The following is a 22,348-nucleotide window of genomic DNA, read 5'->3' as shown; positions in this document are numbered from 1 at the left end:
ATACAATATGAGCCTTACCATCTCCGCTATTTCCCTGCTCTAACCCCTACGAAAATTCCGGCAATAATACTCAACACTGCGACCAATCCTGCGGGAGAAAGTGCAGGTAACGCAACCAGCAACTGTGAATCATTACCGCCACCAGCCATCACCGCACCGAATCCCATCAAGATTCCAGCAGCCAAGTGACGCATATAGTGTTTGGTTGCAGAGGGTCGAAATTCAAAAGATTTTTTAGCGATTGCCGCTATCACCATGCCCCCGATTAATGCCGACATTAACGCAAAACGCTCAAAATGAGGCCATTTCATGTCATTTTGATGCCAAATAGAAAGACTCATGTCTTTAAGCAGCCCACTCGGTGTCCAGTGCGGCTCATAAACAAACACTAATCCTGCCATTACTCCGATTCCAAGCATCGATGCCCACAACACTTTGTCTTCTCGATTGAGTCTCCAAACGAACACAACCAACAAAATAGATAAACCAATTAAAGCGGTATATCGATACAAATGAGGAAGAGTGACCTCTCGACCAATCACATTAGACGGAATCAGACTAGAAAAGAACACCCAAGCGATAAACCATCCAAGTATCGTTGAGAGCATGACCAACTCGCCGCGAGCAAGGCGACTTACTGTTGAAACGCCACATCCACTGTTGAATGCCGCCCCAAGACCAAATAAGAAACCGCCAAGGGCAGAGTAAAGCGTGGGTTGAAATGCCGTAAAGTGGCGACCTTCATCGAAAAAATAAGCAAAGCCTACTGCCATCCAACATAAAGTACCGCTCAGTATGATAGCCATTAGAAACATTGGCTTACCTGATGAAGCTTCTTTAACTCCTCTCACCATGCATAGCCCAGTGGTTTGCGCTAAATAGCCTAAGATCGCAATACAAATTAAAGAGAGAAAAAACAACATAACGCCCTCCATATCGAGTCATTTTTTAGAGGCGTGTTGGAGAATCATTGATGACTACATTATTAAAACTATAGACACAGTTTTGGAAATCAACGTGTTTAGAGAGATGAATTGGCGTTATAGCTCACGAGTTGATGGCTTGAGTATTTGAACGCCAAGATAAGAGAATGATTTGAGGATGCTGAACTGTTACTTCTTTTCAAAACACGATGTGGACTTCGGTGCGGGTTCTCCAGGCCAATACGACAGCCAATGCGTTAAGAGCGCTTTTTGTTCCCTCTCCAACGAGAATAATGTCTCGTTAACTCTGTAAACTTGAATACCATACAGGTTACTTAGATCCCCATTAGAATAGGATTTAAACTGCACATCTAAACGATCGCCTTGAGCGCTCGTCGAACACACAATCGACTCATCCAACTGAAAGCCTTTTGCCTCAAGAGAACAAGAGCCTTCCGAAATGCTCAGTTCGTATTCTGCCCATGTACTCTGACCTGCTGCATTCTCACCTAAATCTAACTCACATCCATAATAGCCATCCCAAGAAGGAGTTAGCGAAGCCGATGCAGCAAAACTCAATAAAAGCGAGCTTAATAATTCGTTCATATCCTAGCCTATATACCCTGCTTGTAATCCCTTGTGGTACTTACTTGTCACTTTGCTCGAAATTTCACTTAATGTGATATTGCCATCTTTGTCTTTATCAAAGCCTGAGTTCTGCTTGTAAGCAATGGTGCCTCTTTTGAACAACGCATAAGAAGTCGATTTACCAATTGCTGCGGGGTAAAGAATGGCCATATACACATCTTCCAACTTATTAATACGCTTTCGATACGGCCAAAAGTACTTCTTAACATAATCAAGCTGTTTAACAGCAGTCATTTTGGCCAATTTTTCGGTCGTTGTCCCAAGCCCTTTGGCTGTTGCTGGCATAAACTGAATAAGACCCGTAGCCCCACTTCCTGCGGCATTCTTTATTTTCGGGCTAAACGTCTCGCCAGTTTCAAACGCCATACAAGCCATTAAAAAGTCAGGGTGAATATCCAACTCCTTACACACCAACAGAACCTTCTGCTTAAACTCTGGTGAGACTTTTGCGCCCCAAGCAATAGTTTGAATGGACTGAATGCTTGGCTCCGCTTTCTCAACGACTTGGTTGTGTGAAGTAGAGAATAAAGAAGCAAAACTCTTTGCCTGCTCTTTTGGTTTAACAAGAAACAGCGACAACGCTTTCCACGTTTTACCTTTCACATCAATTAAAGAGTCTGGCCTTCGAAACTTCAAAACCTCTTTTTGAAACCAGTAAATACGTTGCCGTGTGTTCGCACCACATAACCCATCTACCGACAGCAACCTTAATGGACCTATCGTTGCTCGATTGAGCGCCTCTTGCACTAACTTAACATCTGCCTTTTTGTTGATGCCCTTTAAGCCAACAGAATGAGAAAGTTTCATCGTCACCCTCCACTAATGATTGATGACGTGAAACTACTAAAAATGTACTAAACCTTTGGCGCAGAAAACGGAAAATAGAGTCGACTTCACCCTAATCTGCAACTATTTTGTCAATCAGTAACCTTTCCTTACTGACCCTAAGATAAAAACTAAGATGCAAGACGCACTGATCAATTGGTATCGACAAATACATCGCGCATTTGTTGGCGAGAATGCACCATCGAACGCCTCTCAAGAACAGCTGATGTTGCTGCAACATCACATATTAGAACCGCTTAGCCAACTTGGGGAGCTCACTATCACCTACGGCTTTACCAACCATAAGCTTCTTCGCTTTTTGTTGAGAAACAGCCCAAGAGACATGAGCCCAGATATAGATCAGCATGCTTCCATGGAGCTCAACAGCCAAGGAAATCGAATTTGCAAGCGAGATGGCGCTGCCTGTGACTTCTATGTACAAGGTTATGAACAGCGAATGGATGAGGTCGCAAAATACATTTGCATGAGCCTCGAATTCGATCGTCTCTACTTCTATGGAAAAGACCGCCCTATTCACATCAGTGTCGGCCCTGAAAACACACGCTATGCACTGATTCGAGAAAAACGCAGTGATGGACTTCGCGTAAACAAGAAAAGTGCAAAAGGCAGCGCCACACGGACCTTATTCAATAACTTATAATCGAGGAAACATCATCGAGGACATGGAATGAATGAAGAACAGTTTGCTGAGCTTATTGCGCAGATCAAAGTAGGGAAACAGTTGCCGGACGCTATCTACCTTCATAAAGATGCCTTGAGCGCCCTACCGACAACTCTCACTCAATTCATACCTGCGGTAGCAAAAGCCGTTAGCCTAGATGATGAACACTGGAATCTAGTGAAACTGTTTAAAAAAGAATTCCGTCTATCTTTGCTTCACTACCCTGACTTTTACACTGACTCCTACCCTGCGCTTAGACAGAGCTTAAACGTCGACCTATCTAAATTAAGCCATAAAATCACAAGCTACTCGGATTCTGACAACCCACCGATCCTTCATCGCAAAGAGACCATGATCTTGCCGGAATGTGAGTACTTTGATCATTTCACTTCACTCACTCAAGAAGGTGAAAACGCGGGGCTGTATGAGAATAGCCGACTGATTGGGTTTAAGCGTTCTTGGGACAACCTCATTGCGCGTCATGGCTATGAACTGGTCGACGGGCGTTTGTTCCGCAGCTCTGCTGTCACTCAAGTCGAAGAAACCGGAATTGATAGACACAAAACAGCACTCGTTCGCCATGAACTGTCTGCACCTATGAAAACACTAGTAAAGCATGGCTACCTAGAAGGCTCACATTCCATTTTTGATTATGGCTGCGGACGTGGCGATGACTTGCGAGAACTGGAGGCACATGGGCTAGATGCGCTTGGCTGGGATCCTAACTTTCAGCCTGATAACGACAAAGAGAGTTCAGACATCGTCAACCTTGGCTTTGTTCTAAACGTAATTGAAGACCAAGATGAACGTCTAGATGCTTTGTTAGGCGCTTGGGAACTGGCGGATAAGCTTCTCGTTGTTTCTGTAATGCTTGCCAACGAAAGCTACATTGCCCAGTTCAAACCCTATAAAGATGGTGTAATTACCTCTCGTAATACCTTTCAAAAGTATTACGCTCAGTCAGAGATAAAAGCTTATATTGAACGTAGTTTGCAAGAGGATGCCATTACCGTTGCACCCGGCATTTTTTACATCTTCAAAGATAAACTCGAAGAGCAGCAGTACTTACAAAACAAATACAAGCGCCACCATAAATGGCAGCAACTCACCTCTCCAGAGCCTGTCGAAGCAAAAGATAAAACCAAGCTCCTCATCACCCAAAACCAAGAACTGTTCGACGCATTTTGGAACACATGCTTAACGCTGGGCCGTATACCTGCTAACGAAGAATTTGAGCAATCAGACAAAGTAAGATCGCTTATCGGCTCACATAAAAAAGTGTTTGGTCTGTTGCAAGAAATGTTCGACACCGAAGAGTTCGAAAAAGCAGAAAAGCGCCGCAAAGAAGACCTGTTGCTTTACTTTGCGATGGGACTGTTTGAGAAAAGAAAACCTTATACGCAGCAACCAGAAACGCTCAAGCACGATATCAAAGCTCTATTTGATGATTATAAAACCGCACTTAATCTCGCAGCAGAATTGCTGTTCGCGATAGCCGATACAGACCTAATCAACACGCAATGTGAAAAGGCCCACAAGCAATTACCTGCAAGTTTATTGAACGAGGGGCATTCTCTTATCCTACATCGTGACTACATCAATGATTTACCACTCTTACTGCGCACATACGTAGGTGCGGGTTTACAAATGTATGGCGAACTGGATGAAGAAATCGATTTAATCAAAATCCATATCACATCAGGCAAGCTAACCTTAACCGCTTATGACAACTTCGAGCACTCAGTGCCATTTCTGGTCGAGCGCATCAAAATAAAAATGGCAGAACAAGATATCGACTTCTTTGATTATGTAGATGAGAAGCGCAGACCACCTCTGTTGAACAAGCATCTCTATATGCAATCCGAACACGAGAACTACAAAAAGCAGCTGAGCTTTGATAAGCGATTAGGGAAGTTAATGGAGTTTGAACCAACTGAAGAGACTCAGATGGTTCGAGCGGAATTTGAGGTGCTTTTAGGCAAACACAATAAGGAAGTCAGAGGATTTACAGTAAGCACGACTGCATCCGGTTAAACCTTCAGAAAAAAACTGTCCTGCCATAGAAATCTAACCTGCATCCTTGTAAAATGTCACACTTATTTTGGCATACCTATGTAATAATTCGCATAGATAACACCAACACATAACAAACTCCAAGATTAGTTTGTCAAAAAATGACATACCATCTATGTTTTATGTCATAGGCAAATAACATAACCTTAGAGCTAACTATGCAAAATCAAGATTCAGGCTATTGCTACTCCTTTCCTGCTGTCAGAGGTATTCAAGCAGGACGTCCCTTTTACATTGCGACGTGCCCTCTTAGGATCATTCCTAAAATTTTCAGTTACAACGAAGACGATGTTCCGCCTGAGCTAAGAGCTCAACGAACGTTGAACAAAACTCGTATTCCTGAAATGGTTAAGTACCTACTTGATAACCCAAAAGATTATGTTTTTTCTGCTCTAACAGTATCTGTAGGTGTCGATATATCATTTGAAGATCATGATGGTGCTCCGAATTTAGGAACCCTAAAAGTTCCTATGGATGCACAAATCTTGATCAATGACGGACAACATCGTCGCAAGGCAATTGAAGAAGCACTGCGAGAAAATCCGGACTTAGGTCAAGATAACATCCCAGTGCTGTTCTTCATTGATGAAGGACTTACACGCAGCCAACAGATGTTTGCTGATCTCAACAAATACGCGGTAAAGCCTAGCCCGTCTCTGGGTACGCTGTATGACCATAGAGATGAAAGCTCCGAGCTTGCTCGCGAATTGGCAACTAAAGTTAAGCCTTTCATAGGTTTAACTGAAATGGAGAAATCCAATATCAGCCCTAAGTCGAACAAACTATTTACTTTGAGTAGCATCAAACAATCGACTCGCGCACTCTTGAGCAAAGGCCCTAAAGACGGCTTTAGCAAAGAAGAAAAGCAACTTGCTGCTGAATTTTGGGAAGAAGTGACTCGCCACATCAAAGATTGGCAACTAGTCATTGATAAAGAAGTATCCCCAGCACAACTTCGCCAAGAATATATACATGCGCATGGAGTTGGGTTGCATGCTATAGGCGTATTAGGGAAACACCTACTGTGCCAAGAACCAAAACAATGGAAAGAAAAGCTTCAGCAGTTGAGCAAAGTTAACTGGTTAAAAACCAATCCGGACTGGATCAAACGAAGTATGAACCACGGCAAACTAAGTAAGTCGACACAGAACATTCAACTTACTGCCAACGCACTAAAAATTGAACTTGGGTTACCACTAACCCCAGAAGAGAAAGCTCTAGAGAAGCAGTTATCATGATACACGAGCTAAAACTGGCAGAAGACCTAGCCGAATACGAAGACTTTATCAATGCAGAAGACTTCGCAAATAACAAACTAAGCCACTACATTGCAGATGTGCAGCGTGTCTACTGTGCCGACAAACGCCCATGGGTAATTGGCTACAGTGGTGGTAAAGACTCATCGGCAGTCATGTCGTTAGTTTACTTGGCATTACTTGGCTTAGAACCAAAAGACCGCCAAAAACCGGTTTTTGTTGTATCTTCAGACACACTTGTTGAAACACCTGTTGTTGTTAACCACATCAAAGACTCGTTAGCCGCTATCGAGAAAGGCGCAAAGCGCGATGACTTACCGATTACTTGTCATACTGTAGTACCCAAAGACAATCAAACTTTCTGGGCAAACTTACTTGGTAAAGGATACCCTGCGCCAACACGCTCTTTTCGTTGGTGTACGGAGAGAATGAAAATTGATCCTGTGAGCGACTTTATTAAATCGAAAGTCTCTCAATTTGATGAAGTTATTGTTGTTTTAGGCTCACGTAGCCAAGAAAGTGCATCACGTGCACAAGTCATCGCTAAGCATAAGATTGATGGCTCTCGTTTAGCAATTCACACGACACTTGCGAATGCGTTTATCTTTACCCCGATTGACACTTGGGGTGTTGATGATGTTTGGAAAATACTTCGGTTATGTCATCTAGAAACCAAACAAACCCCTTACGGACAAAAAAACATTTGGATCGACAAATACGATTTGGAATGGGAAAACCCATGGGGCGGTAAAAACCTCGTACTCTGGAACCTTTATAAAGATTCATCTGGTCAAGGTGAGTGCCCAATGGTGATTGATGAAACAACTCCATCTTGCGGTAATTCGCGTTTTGGTTGCTGGACTTGCACTGTAGTAACTAAAGACCGCGCAATGGAAAGCCTTATCCAAAATGGAGAACAATGGATGGCACCTCTTCTCGAGTTCAGAGAAGAATTAGCTAGAACTAATATCCCAGAAAACAAAAACATCTACCGAAACTTCAAACGTAGAACAGGGAAAATTCATACCCAAACAAAGAAACTACCTACGAATATAACGAATAAATTTGAGCATAGAGACAAAGTTTATTCCTATGTTAAAAGTAATTACCCTCAAGAACACGATTACCCAGTGTTTTTTAAGGAAGAGGGCAACGACTTAATTCAGATCTTCCATCAGGAGAATAATGAAAATGTTGGCACACTTGTCTTTAAAAAAGACAAAAAGAGTGACAGCGAACGTTGGTTTTGGAGAATAAATGAACACTCCCCAGGTCCATATTGGCTAAAGTATCGTCGCCAGTGGTTAAAAGAGTTACTCGAACTTAATAAAAAGTTTAAATCTGATGGTCATGAAGTTGAGCTAATATCAGCTCCTGAGCTCCATGCAATACGACAAGAATGGTTACATGATCCAAATGAACCTGACTGGAACGACTCACTGCCAACAATTTTCAGGGAAGTATATGGTTATGACCTTGATTGGGTATACGACGACAATGCAAGCTTTGGCAAAGGGGATGCACAGCTTCTTGTGGAGCTCAGCAATGATTATGATATCACTCCGGAAATGATCATGAAGTTAATTGAATTGGAAGTTTCAATGGAAGGCTTGAGCCGCCGTAGCGGAATTTCCAAAAGAATTGAATCATTATTAAGACTGGACTGGGGTAGTCTAGAAGATATCAAAACCAAACATATTTCTCGTCAAAGTATCGCTGAATTCGACATGTATCGAAAGGACATAGAACGCTATAACGAACAATTAGCAGAACTAAATACACTACTCCAGAAAGAGTTTTAAATACTAAATGTTGATTACAAAGCTAACTTTAAACAACTTTCGCGTGTTTCGCGGTGTGCATGAAATCGATTTGCGTCCTGCTCCCGCTCGTCTAAGTAAGAATGGACCAATTGAAGGGACCGAACGACCAATCATTCTGTTTGGTGGCCTTAACGGTGCTGGTAAAACATCGATTCTGACAGCTGTACGACTCGCTCTTTTTGGCCGTCAATCATTTAGCCAAGTGTTGTCAAATGGTGAGTACGTTGATGCCCTTTCCGAACTTATCCATAAAGGCGTCGGCCATGGTGGAGTTCAAGATAACGCATCGATTGAGCTTGAGTTTAAATACAGCCAAAACGGCGAAGAAAACACTTATAAAGTGATTCGCGGCTGGAAACGCGGTAAGAAAGATAGCCTGTGCCTTGAGAAAGATGGCATCCAAATCCCAGAGCTCAACTACGAGCAGTGCCAGGGTTTCCTCAACGAATTGATCCCAACAGGAATCGCTGACCTGTTCTTCTTCGACGGTGAAAAAATCGCAGAGCTTGCGGAAGACGAGTCAGGCACAGTGCTAAAGACCGCAGTCCGTCGACTATTGGGCTTAGATGTAATCGCAAAGCTCAAGAGTGACTTAAATATATTCTTGAAGAAACAAGGTTCTAGTGCACTAAGCCAATCGCTAAAAGAGGAAATGGACTCTCTTGATGAGCAACGTATCAGCCACGAGCGCAATGCAGAGAAACTTCGCGGTGAAGCGGACATCGTTGATGCACAAATTGAGCTCGTATCACGTGACATCCTTAGTCTAGAAAATAAGTTGTCTCAAAACGGCGGCGCTTGGGCTAAAACTCGAGAAGATGAGCAACAAAAAGTAGATAGCTTGCTTAAAGAGAAAGTAGAGCTTGAAAAGCAAATCCGCATGGAGATGGAGACGAGTCTTCCATTTGCACTAGCACCTAATGCAATGCAGCGCCTTCAAACTCAGATCAAGCAAGAACAACAGATTAAGAAGAAACAGAACTTTGGTAATGAACTGGACTCATTCTTAGAAACACTGCGTTCAAAGTACCCAAGTTTTGATACAGAGATGGCTCAAAGTGCGATTGCTGACAGCTTTAAAGCACACGTGGGTGAATTTGATTCTGCTGAGCTGCTTTTAGATATCTCCGACCGTCAAGCGAATACTATTGACTATCAACTCTCAAATCTGGCTCGAGAATCTTTTTCACGTTTCGATGAAGCACGAGTACGCTTGAAAAAAGTCGAAGAAGAGATAGACAACGCTTCAAACAATATTGCACGAGCTCCTGAGCAAGAGCAGGTGCAAGAACTTTTTGCGGACGTGCGCGCATTAGATAAGAAAAAAGAAAAGCTGATTATCGAATACCATGCTTTGCTCGAAGAAGCAAAACGCGAATTGCGCCAAGCACTAGAGACAGCTCGTCAAATTCAGAAGCTACACGATAAGAATAAAGATCAATCCAATAAAGATCAGAGTATTAGCAATGCCCAAAACTCAATCTTATTGCTTGAGAAATTTGGTGAACAGTTAACTAAAGCTCGCGTCAACCAGTTAGAGAACGAGTTCGTACAGTCTTACAAGAAGCTGGCTCGTAAAGAAGATTTGCAGCTATCCGCTTCAATTAACCCATCATCGTTTGATGTTGAGTTAGTAGACGAACATGGTATTAAGATCAATCGCAAAGCAATGTCTGCAGGTGAAAAACAGATCTACGCGATCTCGATTCTGGAAGCACTAGGTCGTACATCGGGTCGCAAGCTGCCAATTATTATTGATACACCACTAGGTCGCTTAGACTCGCACCATCGTGACAAGTTGGTAGAGAGTTACTTTCCTTTCGCCAGTCACCAGGTTGTCATATTGTCTACTGATACAGAAATCGATAAAAAATATTTTATGGGTAGACTTCAAGATGATATGGCTCGCACTTACGAAATCTGTTTTGACGGTATGACTAAGTCTTCAACCTTGAAGGAAGGTTACTTCTGGAGAGAAACAACTAAGGAGGCGGTGTAATGCTACCTAATCGTATGAACCTGACTCGCAATACTGAAGAGCAGCTTAAAAAGTTGAAGAGCTATACTGGCATCACTCCAAACGTGTCGGCACGTATCGCATTCTTCCGCTCTATTGAAAGTGATTTTCGATACCAAGGCCAAAAAGCTAAATTAGACGGCTCACTTGTACTAGATAAGTACACTTGGCTTGGTGAGACTAGTGATGTAACAGAGCTAATGTTGAAGATGTACTACCCAGCGCTTGATACAAAAGAGTACCAACAAGCTTGGGCAGCACATGTTGAAGATGGGATTGCATCCGTGCGTAATCACAAACAAATATCGACCCTATCAAGCAAACTATCTTGATTATAAAAAATGATAGGGCTTAGACTTCAAGCCCTATCATTAGAAGTTTTGTTCATCGCAAAAGCATGAAATTTCGTTATATACATCAATAGACAAAAACTCATCAAGGCGGTGAGAAATATTAAACCACCTCGATGCTTGCTGGTTAATTTCATCCTCAAAAGCCAAAATGAAACCAGATATGACATCAATTGCATCTCTGGAGATGCGCTTAGTAATTTTCACACTCCCATGCGTTAACACAAAATTATTTCTTAACTCTTTGATTTCATCAAGTTTGTTAATTAAAACAGGATCTATAGCATTGAACTCAGCTTGATTTTTTATCTCGGACCACTTACCGCCAAATCCTGAAACAAAACGGTTGTTAACTAGCAAGGTATTAGGCTTAAATATTTGCCCTTGACGATTTAAAGCGTCGCCAATACGAGCTCTTCCAAAGAAAACCAATAAGCCATCACAATATGCCTCTAATGCTCTAAAGGCGTACATAAATGAACTAGATATTACATTAGAGGACAACTTAAACTCAGCAGCCTTGATAAACAACGAGGATAATAGTTTGATAGATATTGGATATCCATCTACTTGCAATAGATTTAGGTTATTATTATTTCTAAGATTAAAAAAATCATTCAAGCATGATATCTTTCTTTGTCTTAAGCTGCTAGTACACAAATAATACGAAAAAACAGATGTTTGATAAAAACCTATCACTTTATCTAATTCGTTCAAATTAAGCATCTCTAGATAAGTTTCATCCTTTCGATTCCAAACTTCAGAGTCTAAAAAAAAACCATCTTTAGAGATAAATCTTTCGTTGTACGTAGATATGTTTTCCAAAAAGTTAATATAATTATTTAAATTAAACTTCAATGTAGAGGATAGTGAACTTGAAGCTACTAGAGACTTTAATCTCAACAACTTATCTCTAGTTTGAGAGCCAAAACTATCACCTATAAAGTCATATATATTAATCTCTAAGTCTAATAGCCTTCCGGTGTTTACACAAATTGGGGTTAGTCTTTGATTTTTTAATGATTCAAGAAACAACACATCGCTATATTTCTTGCTAGTAATCCTTAAGTCAAAATCTATTTCTAATTCACCCAAAGACTGTAACTCATCTGCATATAAACCTCTAGAAGACACTATAATAACAGGTGAGTATAGACACATACTCACCTTTGCATTATCGTCATCATCTTCCCTAAGGTCAACTAGATACTTGCTATTCATCTTCACCATCATCAGAAGTAAAAACTAACGCACTCGCTTCAATGCTAAAATTAGAACGTAAAGATTCCAGAGCTGTATCTAATTCTGTAGAAATAGCCTCCGTAATAGCCTTATCAAATGGTTCACTGGCGTTTCTTCTTTCAGATGCTGTTGATGCAGAAATCAGTTTTTCATCTCGCTCAGACTCCAATTGTAATAACTTTTCTCTATCAAATGAAGATACCGAAAAGTTTACCTTATAATTTTTCTCAAAGTACTTTTTCTTATCCATTGTCATTCGATTTACATAAGAGCTAAAGTCTTTAGAAGCTAAATCAAACAACCTTTGAGAGCAAGATTCACTAACGATCCCCTTAACTTTTTCTAAAATTGAAGGTGAATTCAATGAGCAAATAATCAATCTAGATAGTTGCCTTCTCGTTTCCTTAGTAACTTTTAGTTTATTAGCGTTATATATAGTATTTTGGACATAAGGCTGTCTAAAATCATAGTTTCTTCCACAATCCTCTAAACTATAATCCAGCAATAAAACCAATATTTCGGTAGCTTCTTTTACTGTAGAACCAGACGCGACCACAATTTCCAATATTTTGAACCAAGCTTCAATTATAGCCTTCTGAAATATAGATCTTCTTATAATTTCAGGAGCCTTTCCTTTTCTATTTTCCAATAAAGCATTATAGAACTCTGAACGAAGCTCCCTAGCTTTCTTTTGAGAACTATCTATAGGATCATTAAATAAGAGATTATTCTTTACCAGAGAGGCCGAATCAGAAATTGATTTTCTTTCTGATATTGCTTTCTCAATTACCTCATATAATGAATCTTTAAATGTATCAAACAAAACCTTGTAGGATTTAGATTCAAAAAATATCGACACTAGATATTTAGTTATATTATCGTTAACCAGTTCAGTTAATCTAAACTTATGTTTTATCGATATAGACTCTAATGGAAATTTTTCTGGTTTTGGCTTATTATTGTCGTACTCATCAACTCCAAAATCAAAGTCAGATATATTTTCATCAATCTTGAGTATTTCATTAATTAATTGAATGCCAGATTTGTTGTTAAACATTTCTTCAAATGCCGAGTTCAAAACACCAATACTCGTTGTGGTGTGCTCTCTACTTATATTCAATGATTCTTTGTGGTTTTTTGTATTCCACTCAATTAAGCCAAGACCTTCATTAGATAGATTAGGGGAGTTTAGTACTTCATTACAGAAGTCTCTACAAATAACTGAACCAAGAGAATCATCTTTCAATAGGGTAAGAAAGTGGCCGCTAACCCTTTCAACTGTTGAGTTAACATCGACAAACAAGCTTCTCATAACACTCTGAATATTTGGAATACCTTGTCCATCAGAGGATAATGATTTGATCGATTTTGGTGAGTACACGATGCAAACAGGTAAAACGATATTCTTAACGCTTTCATGATGCTCTCTTCTTAAATAATTCAGAGCATACAGACGATGCTGACCATCAATCACGACTAACTTAGCCCCCTTCATTTGCTTGGGACTTAAATTTAGTGAAATCTCTGCCTGTGTAGATGTGATTTGTATCGATTTATCAACAAGGCTACTATCTAGGATATTTAAATCAAACCCTTTCTTTGCTGGGTAGTTTTCTACCTTAAATACTCCCGGCCATTCTCTTATATGCGTTCCACCAAATTCATCATCTATAAATTTGTACTCTGAGTCAGGGTATGTTTCTACAATATTATCTTGATTATCTGTTTCAACTACTGCTACCAATAAAGGTGGAAGAAATATAATTTCTTTTTGTTTTTTTGTTCCATCTGTATATATATATTGACTAATTTCGCTTAAAGCTCTTTCTTCATCAATATCTCTCTGAATTAAATAGTCAAAATTTAAATCTGAGTATAACTCTCTAGCCAAACTGAGGTGTGGAAGCTCATTAATCGTAAAAGAAGTCATTACAAATTCTATAGGTACTGTCGATTCTGTATCAAATATACCGAATGCACCATTTCGGCTAAATTCATATTTATAACCATCTTCTAGAGGTCTTCTTTTTGTATTCATTATTATTGCCTATCTACCTATATATTTTTAACCAACAATCAGCGTTTAAGACAGCTTAACATTGCATTGCAACACCCAATGATTAGCAACTTATTGATAACTTAAGCTTTCTTACGTAGTTTTATCACATTACCCTTACATTTTTTAGTGACTTAACTTAGTGTACCGCTAACCAAATAAACAACTTGAACAGCCATCTGACTCAACTACGATCCAATACGCTTTTATCATCATAATGCTAGAAGGAGCATATCAAAAAACGCCCTAAAAGGGCGTTTAAAGTCATATGTTTATTGAAGCAACTCCCAAAATGCTCTATCTCGCATCTTGACTATCTTCTTAGCACCATCGATGTATAAGCTGTAGTGCTTCTCTAGCTTATTGATAGTCTCCATCAGCTTTTCTTGCTCAGCTTTCTCATTGACACCAAACATAGCTTTAAGCTCTTGCGGGCGGATCTTCGCTACGCGGTGAATTACCCATGTAAGCACATAGCTTGAGTAGTCGTTCTCACCTGTTTGGAAGTGCGTAATGTCTTGAGTAGACAGAATCACACCAACACCATACTCACGACCTTCTTTTAAGATCTTGCGCAAGCTTGGGAAGTTTTGAGACATAAAGTTGTCGGCTTCGTCCACCAAAATCATTTTAGTAATTTGACGGAAATCGCCTTGAACTTCTGGCTTACCTTTCTTCTGCATTTGTGAATAGAACAAATCCAGTGTTAATGCCACTACGAGGTTTTGAATCTCTGACGGGTAACCTGCTAGCTCAACAACTGTAATGCCCTCAACAAGATCGTAAAGGCTCATACACTTGGTGTTGTCGTCTTCGAAGATCTCCAACTCATATAGGCTTTCAAGTGCCGCGTATAATGAATCTTCATCTGGGTCAGTTTCAATAAACAAGTCCCACACCTGTGAGATTGTCGGTGCTGGTTTTGTCCAAGTGCTTGGATCCGATTTGCGAATACCAGCCAACTCATAAGCTTCACCCACCAGCTTACGCAGACGTAGTTGCTGTTTTTGTCCTAAGCCAAAAGCTTTACCCATGGTTTCAGAAAAACCACGCGCAGTGTGCACTGGCAGCATTGGCGTGTCCCCAAACAAACTCAATGGATTATATGGCAGTTTATGAAGGTTAAACTTCTTACCCGCTGTCGCTTGTTGGAACTTGTCGTCTACATAATCGGATTTGTAGTCGAAAATAAGCATGCCAATTGGCGCACCGTTTACGTTGTCTGCCCGATTGCGATAAAGCTGTGTAATCACCGATTTGGTGAACTGAGTTTTACCCGTACCCATAGTACCTATGATACCGGTGTTGGTATTCATAAACTTGGCAGTATTAGTTGGTTCCCAGTTCAATGGGGCTTGTGTTAGAGCATTGTGACCAAAGAGCACATTTAAGTTAGTGCCCGATGGTTGTGACTTGAAAGTATCTACTGCTTCAGCACCTTGCACCGAAACGTCTTCCTCTGGAGCTGTTTGTCCCTCTTCTACATCAGAGCAACGCTCTTCAGCTTCAGTGTTTAACTCAATCTCTGAGTCAGCTGCTTCTTGGCGTACGCTCTCACTCGTAACATCAGCTTGGCTGTCGGCTTCGAGCGCTTCTGCTTGAGTTTTTCCACCTAGAACATATTCGGTCGGTACGTGGCATAACTTGACGATATCCAACCCGTTAAGCACTTCTTGAAGTGGCGTTTCGACCAAACGAGGAAGCAAACCCATCGGAAGGTCGACTTTTAGCACGCCTTCCAACATTTGGTAGTCTGGTTGCAAGCAACTTGCGCCCTCAAGGTGGCTGACAACAAATCCATCTGGGTAATCAGCAACTTTTGCTAGCGAGTAATCACCTTTCAGCCACTCTTCTTTGTTGTCTAGCAGTGCGTCAAAATAGTCTGGAGCGAACACGTTGTACAAGCGGTACTTGTCTACCTGCATTAGCACTTGACGCATGAACAAGCCGCGGTAAAGTTTGCTTGCAAGGTTGTCATTGCCAAGCAGATCTTCGCTCAGGTAACGCAACAACTCTTTTGATTGCTTAACTGCTTTTTTGTAGTCAGGAATTGAACCCGTTTTTACTTCCACGGGTAGCAAGTACATCTCTTGCCCTTTAAAGCCAACAAGCAATACATCGTCAGAAATCTCACCTTTTTTGTAGCCATGAACGTTACGCGAGAATTCACTGTCTGACATTTTCAGACCGATATTACCTGAGACACGGATCATTTCTGCCACAGAAAGCGGAACCCAAGTGATATCTGAGTTATGCACTAAGCTGGTCACAAACTTATAAGCACCAATAACACCTTTGCGCTCTTTGTTGATGGTTGGCGCGCAGGTCATCATCTTCAACAGCCAATCTCCATTAAAGGCATTGAACTCGTTAATTTGCCCACCATCACCCTGCTTAATGACTTTTTCGAACAGACCACGCTGCGCCGTTACGGTAATCGCATCGTAGCTGGATGAGCTGGTGTACTGATCGGAATAGTGAATCAGCACCACATCTTCATTGCTGTGGAAGAAGTCTAATGTCACTTTTGGATCAATGATGGTTGTCCAAATGGAGCTGTCGTATGAGCGCTCTAGCAAACCTTTAAAATCTTCACTAACCGCAAGTGCAACTGCATTAGTGCCGTTATATGGCGTATTTGGCTTGAGTGCAGGCTTTAATAAAGCACCAATGTATTTGGCCATCATCAAGTGAGGATGGTCTTCACAATCGGTGCCCTTCAAACCAAAACCAGTTAAATAGGAGCCGGATTGACTCTCAGACGCATCCCCCGTTAATAGACCATCACATGCAATACCCGAAGCCATGTCTTCGATTGCAATGTCTGAGCAATCCACTTTGTCGTTATTACGGAAGAACGAGAGGTGTGCGTATGACTGGCCGTCTTTATTCGCCTGCTCATTGGTAAACTTACTGTAGGTTAAACGAGTGCGAAGGATATCAATGATGGTATCCGCCACTTCACGAACTTTGCCTTTGTTCAGCTCTAACCACTCTTTCAGTTCGTCGTAATTGGCTGTTTCTGCAAAGCGGTCAAACGCATTAAACGTCAGTTTGTCATCATAAAGGTTGATGTGAATCGAAGCTGCTTGCTCTTGATTGCTGCGGATGTAATCCACTAGCCCCATGAACAGTTCTTCAGCGCTGTCTTGATTCACTGCGTTAATGATGATGCTCTTTTCAGAACCTGTGAATAGTTGACTAAATGCGGTCTGGAACTCGTCGATTTTTTCTTTAACGAGTTTACGAACGAACGTCAGTGAGCTCTTCTCTTGAGGGACGCTCTTGATCCAAAATGCGTTTTCTTTCACCTGTTGGTTGTAAGCAAACTCGTGCTGAGGATGATAGACATATGGCAACAAGCCTTTTGGTGATAGGCGCTCAAACGTCACATCTGGTAAGCTAGCGAAGCTTTCATCTTCACGAATCACTTTGCGTAGATTTAGGTAGTAAGCCAAGATTAACGGGTGGAACGGAGAGTAATATTCTTCGCCTTCAGATTTAACCAAGCCAATTTGCAGCGCGGCTTTTTGCTCTTTGGTCAGCATACTGCCCGTAGGAATCGCTTCAAAATAAGCAAGACTTGCATCGACTGCATTTTGTACAAGCGTCGTGAAATCATCCCCCCAAGAGGCTAGAGATGGTGTACTACGGCGCTGCTCAAGGTAATCATACAATTCGACATAGGATGAATGCATCGCGTCATCAATGCCTTGCACATCATCCAACTTGATTGTGTCAGAGTCAGAAATAGAAACGACTTTGTCATTGATGAAGGCTTCTTCCCAGCGCAGCAGTTTTAAACGAACACCAGGTACAACAAATTCGCTGTTATCGATGCCAACTTTACCTTTTTGGGAGTAAAATTCGCCATTGTATTCATCTTTGAATAACTTATGGTAACGGCCTCGGTTGAGTAGCAAAGGCAAGCTCAACGAGTCTGTTGCTACTGCACCTTCGACATTGAACTTAAGTTGGTTGTCACCAGATTTAACAGCAAAGTCAATCTCATCCGCTTCATTGGCAAGTGCCTCAAAGTCCACCAGCGAGTGTTCTGCTACGTCTACGACTTGTTTTGCATCCGTCAAAGAACAAGCTGTACCCTCTTCAGCTCGAATCTGAAGCTTATTTTCTTCCATGTTTAAGGTTAAACGCTGCTTCGCAGGCGCTGGCTCGATCAAGAAGATGTTTTTGAATGGCTCAATGTAAAATTCACCCTTGCGAACAACGAGACAGCGGAAGTTGTAGACCTCAGATTTGTTCTCACGCTTGAGTGCTAGGTTAAAAAACAGCGGTTCGTTGTTGTATGTCCCTTTCAAACTTGCTCGGGTCGTCTTCACGCTATTCAGCGTTGAAATCACTTCTTGATTACCGAGCGCTTTAGCTGGTTGAATTTTAAACTGACTCTTTTCTAGATTGCTTGCACCTTGGAAAATCAACTTCAATTCAAAGTCATTGACGCCTTCATCAAGCTCAATGATAAGGTGGCGATCACGCATACCGGCTTTAGTTTCTGCACGATTGCGCGCAGTTATGGTCATGCCTTCGCTAGCTTGCTCTTCTTCAAGAACAAGTTGCTGCTGTGCATTGCGTTTTTTCTCTTGTAGAAACGCCTCAAACTCAACATCTTTCCACGCATCAGTTTCAGAGAAGTTTTCGTTAATGAATTTTTCACCAAACGACTTCAAACGATCCTGAAGCTGATCACCGAAGTGTTCCACTTCAAAAGAAAGTTCTTCATAGAGTGCACGGTTGTCTTCCAAACGTTTTTTAATTTGTTTTGGGTTACCACTCATCTCTGCAACGAGCGGATCTTCAAACATTCCAAGTTCATTGAAGCGCAGATCACCATCTTCAACAGCTTTGTATAGTGATTCAAAACCGAACATGGTCGCGCCATCTTCAAGGATCGCATCAAACTGGTCATCCAAAAGACAATTAGACACATCACGGCCTTTGTCTTGTTGATCAATCAGCCCTTTCATCGCCGCTTTGATCTTGCTTGGGCTCCACACCTGACCCAGCTGACCCAGATCTTCTGCTGAGTTAATCAAGGTATCCAACAAGCTATTGTGAATGACCACCAGCGCACAGCCCTTCAAGTAGCCTGACTGGCTTGCAACTTCATCACGTAGGTGAGAGATATAGTTTTCTGTAAAGCCTTGGTACTCAGCAGGATCTTCACTATGAATAACAGGTACGATCTTACAGTTAGACAACTGAATAAATGGCAGTTCGATACCGTTACTCGCACTAATACTACTTTGCGAATGTGCGATCATCGCTTGGTACAAACGCACACTGTTTTCGCTATCTGGTGACTTGAACTGATAACGGAAGCCTGCCTTGATGTGAGCTTCAGCATCAGCCAGAAACTGCTCAACTAGAAAGGTCTCAAATTGTTTTACGGACATAAACTGCGTCTCCACTATCACTCATGCGCTCAACGTTACCAATGCGCTCATAGAATTTAATTAGTTCTTGTTCGGTTTGTTTATCAACGAAAATGCCACGTTGTTTAAATGCGGCAATCAATTCGTGGAAACGGAGTTTGTCCTTTTCTCCAACAACAAGGTTGGTTAATAAAATGATGTAGTCTTGGTTAAGTACCAACACTCGGCCACTGCGACCTCGGCTTTGAATAAAGTGAGCAGCAAGATACTTTTCTACTTCAGAAACATATTTTTTGTTGATGTTGAATCGCTCGCCGATACTAAACTGTGCCATGGCTAACTTCATGATGTTGCCAAGCCAGTCCAGCGCAGATTCCGATTCATCAAGCGATGTATCAAGTCCACGCTGAGCTTTAAATGCTCGCGCAAAGTTCTCTAAGTCACTCTTTAGGTGTTCATAGCGGGATTCTTGAATCCCCTTTGAAATCGCCCACAATGGTACTTTGGCAGCACTCTTGTCACCCATGCCAGGCTGAAGAAGTTCTAGCATTGTCAACATTGGGAACAAACGAGTCGCCGATTCATTGAAAAGCTTGTAGCCGTGATTTTTGATGTGCGTACGTTCATTGCTAGCACGCTCATGATCCATGATGAAGTACAACGGCTTCGCTGTTGGCTCCTCACCAGAGCGCCAATCTGTGAGCGATAGGCTTAACTGAGCGGTGTAAGCAAAACCGTAAAAAGACAAAAACGATTCAATTTCACTTAACAGGTACTTAGGTCGACTTGCCAAAAACTTCAAATCATCACGAAATGCTTTAGATAGGTATGGCAAGTATGGATGCTCACTTGCTTGCATTGATGAATCGCTCTTCATCTTGCCACGCAGAGTTGAAAGCATCTCTCGTTCGATGAAGTTGAGTTTTGCATCAAACTCTTCGACACGCATGTTCTGAAGTAAGTTGGTAAACATAGAAGCAACACGAGAATCGCCTGCTGCAAACTCACCTTTTTGCGCACGAAATAGTAAAAGCTCAGGGCTCACCGAGAAGATATCTTTGTTGTCAAAGTACATCTCTCGTAGTACTTCCCAAAACTCTTCTTCGCCTAACTTCTCTTCAAATACAGACTGACAGTCAGAGACAAAATCCTCGTATTTGTAGCCTTCAATCTTCTTACGTAATAATCCACGCAATACAAGACCAATCACCGCATCACTATCAAAGTCATTACCTTTAGTACGAATTGGCAAATAACTGTTCAAGCTGTTTTTATTGGGTACGTCTTCCGCCGTTTGTGGCAATTTCTGATTAAACGGTTTGATGTATTTATCCATTGTCATCTTAAATACCACTCACTTCGAAATACTCGTCATCTTCGTTGACGATCTTGTAGCGCTTATCATTTTTCAGGATAAACAGGGTGTTCTTCTCGTTTGCAACAGTGATGAGCTGTTCAATCACTTCATCCAACAAAAGCACCGCGTTTTTATCGTGCTTGTTAGGTCGATACCCCTGATTAATCTTTTCTAGCAACTCAAGTAAGTTAATACTGATTGGCATTGGAAGCAGAGCGTTATCATCAGCACGGATGTGCGCATTGAAAGAACCAATTTTGCCAACACCTTGAGTTTTGATAGCTGTAAAGTCAGGTTTCACCTCAAGCTCTGCTGCGGTTTTAAACCCGTTGTATTCTGAGATAAAAAATTGGTCTTTATCGAGCGTTGGAGAGTTACGATTACAGTAACGATGAATCGCCGAAATTAGGATGTCTTTATAGAACTTGTTTAGCTCTTTTTTCTGTTTACCAGAACCATCAAACTCACGGTGAAGCAGCCAAGTATTCGCGTACTGATTCACTAAAGAGTTATCGAAGTCGACTTTCAGCTCGTTGATATAATTATTTGCAAACTGCTCTTCATCTTTGAGCAAGTAAACCATGCGAAGGTAAGAAGCAGCATTTGATACATCAAATACACCTAGTGGCTTCACTTGTTCTTTCAACTGAGTAAAGCCTTCTTCTTCAATGCCCAAACCAAATTGCAGAACAAACTCATCAATCTTGCGAGTATGAATATTGCTTGGGTCAAAGCTCTGAATATGCTCTAGCAACTCGTTATCCGCACCGGAGAACAAGTTGTCGAACAGGTAACCTTCTTCCATTGCTAAGATCTGGAATACAAAATCCAGTAGAGCACGTGCTGTTAAAAATTGGTCTTTGATCAAACGCGCTTTGAGTAACAGAGCGATAATGTTCTTTTGAACGGACTCCAACCCCAATAAAGCGTAGTTTGCAGTCAGTACGCTGTGACCAGACTTTTTCACTTCACTGTCGTAGAGCGCATAAAACGGGTTATCTAAAGTTGGCTCAGTTAAGCGAGCTAGAAATTGAGCGGCAAAATCGGATGTGCTTACTTCGTGGCCAAGAGTAAATTTCGGATATTGTTCGAAATCTAGAAATGTATGGTTTGCTGGAATGTCGTCCGTTTGATTTTCCAGAAAAGCCTTTATCGACGCTTTCACATCGTTATGTTGGTCAGCACCTTCCTCAGCATAGTTACCCAACATACCAATATTAATGCCAACAACGAGTGGCTTGTCATTTCCTTTGAACTGAGTGAAACGCTCATCTAACGCATGAATAGCTGTTTGGCTCGGGTTGAAGCTGTGTGTCGCATCAAGATGAAAATCATGCGTTGCTTTATGCTTTTGGCTGTATTGAGTCAAAATCTCCGACTTGCCGTCACCACTACTGCCACACAAAAAGATAATTTCATCTTTTTTGGCAGACAGAAGCGCTTGCTTAAAATCAGCTTCAATGTCGGTTTTGATGTAGATATGACTTTTATATTCAGCCAAAAGGTCTTGATTTTGCTCTCTTTCGGTACTTACCGCATAGGGTGAGGACTTGGAGAGAATGCTGAGGGCTTGTGCTAAATTCAAGGTTCTTTCTCTTCAAAGGTTGATTAAACGGACTTTCTTTGTGGGATTGAATACTACCAAACGAAGAAAACACACGATACCGTATATGAAATGCATCTAGTTTAAATGGGTGATTTAT

General features: G+C 41.4%; 14 protein-coding genes. 6 read left to right on the top strand and 8 right to left on the bottom strand.

Annotated features, from left to right (window positions below; all coding sequences use genetic code 11):
- Positions 1–26: 26 nt before the first annotated feature.
- From OH459_RS11200 to OH459_RS11190, 3 genes are all read right to left on the bottom strand, one after another.
- Positions 27–815: a YeeE/YedE thiosulfate transporter family protein gene (locus OH459_RS11200; RefSeq protein WP_269986841.1), complete on the bottom strand. Its 789-nt coding sequence runs from the start codon at positions 813–815 to the stop codon at positions 27–29.
- Positions 816–1,112: 297 nt separating this feature from the next.
- A complete protein-coding gene (locus OH459_RS11195; protein ID WP_045490463.1) occupies positions 1,113–1,529 on the bottom strand; it encodes a DUF5991 domain-containing protein in 417 nt (138 codons plus the stop codon).
- A 3-nt stretch (positions 1,530–1,532) separates the two neighbouring features.
- Positions 1,533–2,378 carry a hypothetical protein gene (locus tag OH459_RS11190; RefSeq protein WP_005446522.1) on the bottom strand — a complete coding sequence of 282 codons (846 nt, stop codon included), beginning with the start codon at positions 2,376–2,378 and terminating at the stop codon, positions 1,533–1,535.
- A gap of 154 nt (positions 2,379–2,532) precedes the next feature.
- On the opposite strand from OH459_RS11190, the gene OH459_RS11185 reads away from it, so the two are divergent.
- The 6 genes from OH459_RS11185 to dndE all read left to right on the top strand — a co-directional run bounded on the left by OH459_RS11185 (position 2,533) and on the right by dndE (position 10,579).
- On the top strand, positions 2,533–3,057 hold the full coding sequence (locus OH459_RS11185) for a hypothetical protein (RefSeq protein ID WP_269986779.1): 525 nt from the start codon (positions 2,533–2,535) through the stop codon (positions 3,055–3,057).
- A 27-nt stretch (positions 3,058–3,084) separates the two neighbouring features.
- Positions 3,085–5,112 (top strand): DNA phosphorothioation-associated putative methyltransferase, encoded by a 2,028-nt coding sequence (locus OH459_RS11180; protein ID WP_269986778.1) that lies wholly within the window; start codon positions 3,085–3,087, stop codon positions 5,110–5,112.
- Positions 5,113–5,309: 197 nt separating this feature from the next.
- Positions 5,310–6,389, top strand: a complete 1,080-nt coding sequence (dndB, locus tag OH459_RS11175; RefSeq protein ID WP_138955735.1) for a DNA sulfur modification protein DndB — start codon at positions 5,310–5,312, stop codon at positions 6,387–6,389.
- Positions 6,386–8,209 carry a DNA phosphorothioation system sulfurtransferase DndC gene (locus OH459_RS11170; RefSeq protein ID WP_269986775.1) on the top strand — a complete coding sequence of 608 codons (1,824 nt, stop codon included), beginning with the start codon at positions 6,386–6,388 and terminating at the stop codon, positions 8,207–8,209. The genes dndB and OH459_RS11170 overlap by 4 nt, the downstream gene beginning before the upstream one ends.
- A 7-nt stretch (positions 8,210–8,216) precedes the next feature.
- Positions 8,217–10,229, top strand: coding sequence for a DNA sulfur modification protein DndD (dndD, locus tag OH459_RS11165; RefSeq protein ID WP_269986773.1), 2,013 nt, complete (start codon positions 8,217–8,219; stop codon positions 10,227–10,229).
- Entirely contained in the window at positions 10,229–10,579 is a 351-nt protein-coding gene (gene dndE, locus OH459_RS11160) for a DNA sulfur modification protein DndE (protein ID WP_269986771.1), read from the top strand. Before dndD ends, dndE begins: the two co-directional genes overlap by 1 nt.
- Positions 10,580–10,618: 39 nt before the next feature.
- Here dndE and OH459_RS11155 read toward each other — a convergent pair whose 3' ends face one another.
- From OH459_RS11155 to dptF, 5 genes are all read right to left on the bottom strand, one after another.
- The gene (locus OH459_RS11155) at positions 10,619–11,818 is read right to left on the bottom strand and encodes a hypothetical protein (protein WP_269986770.1); all 1,200 of its coding nucleotides are present in this window, start codon (positions 11,816–11,818) and stop codon (positions 10,619–10,621) included.
- Positions 11,811–13,877 (bottom strand): hypothetical protein, encoded by a 2,067-nt coding sequence (locus OH459_RS11150; protein WP_269986768.1) that lies wholly within the window; start codon positions 13,875–13,877, stop codon positions 11,811–11,813. Before OH459_RS11150 ends, OH459_RS11155 begins: the two co-directional genes overlap by 8 nt.
- 290 nt (positions 13,878–14,167) lie before the next feature.
- On the bottom strand, positions 14,168–19,309 hold the full coding sequence (dptH, locus tag OH459_RS11145; protein ID WP_269986766.1) for a DNA phosphorothioation-dependent restriction protein DptH: 5,142 nt from the start codon (positions 19,307–19,309) through the stop codon (positions 14,168–14,170).
- Positions 19,290–20,630, bottom strand: a complete 1,341-nt coding sequence (gene dptG / locus OH459_RS11140) for a DNA phosphorothioation-dependent restriction protein DptG (protein WP_033007305.1) — start codon at positions 20,628–20,630, stop codon at positions 19,290–19,292. The genes dptH and dptG overlap by 20 nt, the downstream gene beginning before the upstream one ends.
- Position 20,631: 1 nt before the next feature.
- Positions 20,632–22,230 (bottom strand): DNA phosphorothioation-dependent restriction protein DptF, encoded by a 1,599-nt coding sequence (gene dptF, locus OH459_RS11135; protein ID WP_269986765.1) that lies wholly within the window; start codon positions 22,228–22,230, stop codon positions 20,632–20,634.
- Positions 22,231–22,348: the final 118 nt, after the last annotated feature.

The sequence above is a fragment of the Vibrio sp. MM46 genome, from assembly GCF_027587135.1.
Lineage (GTDB): Bacteria > Pseudomonadota > Gammaproteobacteria > Enterobacterales > Vibrionaceae > Vibrio > Vibrio harveyi.
This window is presented reverse-complemented; position numbering and strand designations above follow the sequence as displayed.

Coding starts and splice junctions, on each gene's coding strand:
- OH459_RS11170 (WP_269986775.1), top strand. CDS start 6,386: ATGATACACGAGCTAAAACTGGCAGAAGACCTAGCCGAATACGAAGAC.
- OH459_RS11180 (WP_269986778.1), top strand. CDS start 3,085: ATGAATGAAGAACAGTTTGCTGAGCTTATTGCGCAGATCAAAGTAGGG.
- dndE (WP_269986771.1), top strand. CDS start 10,229: ATGCTACCTAATCGTATGAACCTGACTCGCAATACTGAAGAGCAGCTT.
- dndD (WP_269986773.1), top strand. CDS start 8,217: ATGTTGATTACAAAGCTAACTTTAAACAACTTTCGCGTGTTTCGCGGT.
- OH459_RS11155 (WP_269986770.1), bottom strand. CDS start 11,818: ATGAATAGCAAGTATCTAGTTGACCTTAGGGAAGATGATGACGATAAT.
- OH459_RS11185 (WP_269986779.1), top strand. CDS start 2,533: ATGCAAGACGCACTGATCAATTGGTATCGACAAATACATCGCGCATTT.
- dndB (WP_138955735.1), top strand. CDS start 5,310: ATGCAAAATCAAGATTCAGGCTATTGCTACTCCTTTCCTGCTGTCAGA.
- OH459_RS11190 (WP_005446522.1), bottom strand. CDS start 2,378: ATGAAACTTTCTCATTCTGTTGGCTTAAAGGGCATCAACAAAAAGGCA.
- OH459_RS11195 (WP_045490463.1), bottom strand. CDS start 1,529: ATGAACGAATTATTAAGCTCGCTTTTATTGAGTTTTGCTGCATCGGCT.
- OH459_RS11150 (WP_269986768.1), bottom strand. CDS start 13,877: ATGAATACAAAAAGAAGACCTCTAGAAGATGGTTATAAATATGAATTT.
- dptH (WP_269986766.1), bottom strand. CDS start 19,309: ATGTCCGTAAAACAATTTGAGACCTTTCTAGTTGAGCAGTTTCTGGCT.
- dptG (WP_033007305.1), bottom strand. CDS start 20,630: ATGACAATGGATAAATACATCAAACCGTTTAATCAGAAATTGCCACAA.
- OH459_RS11200 (WP_269986841.1), bottom strand. CDS start 815: ATGTTTCTAATGGCTATCATACTGAGCGGTACTTTATGTTGGATGGCA.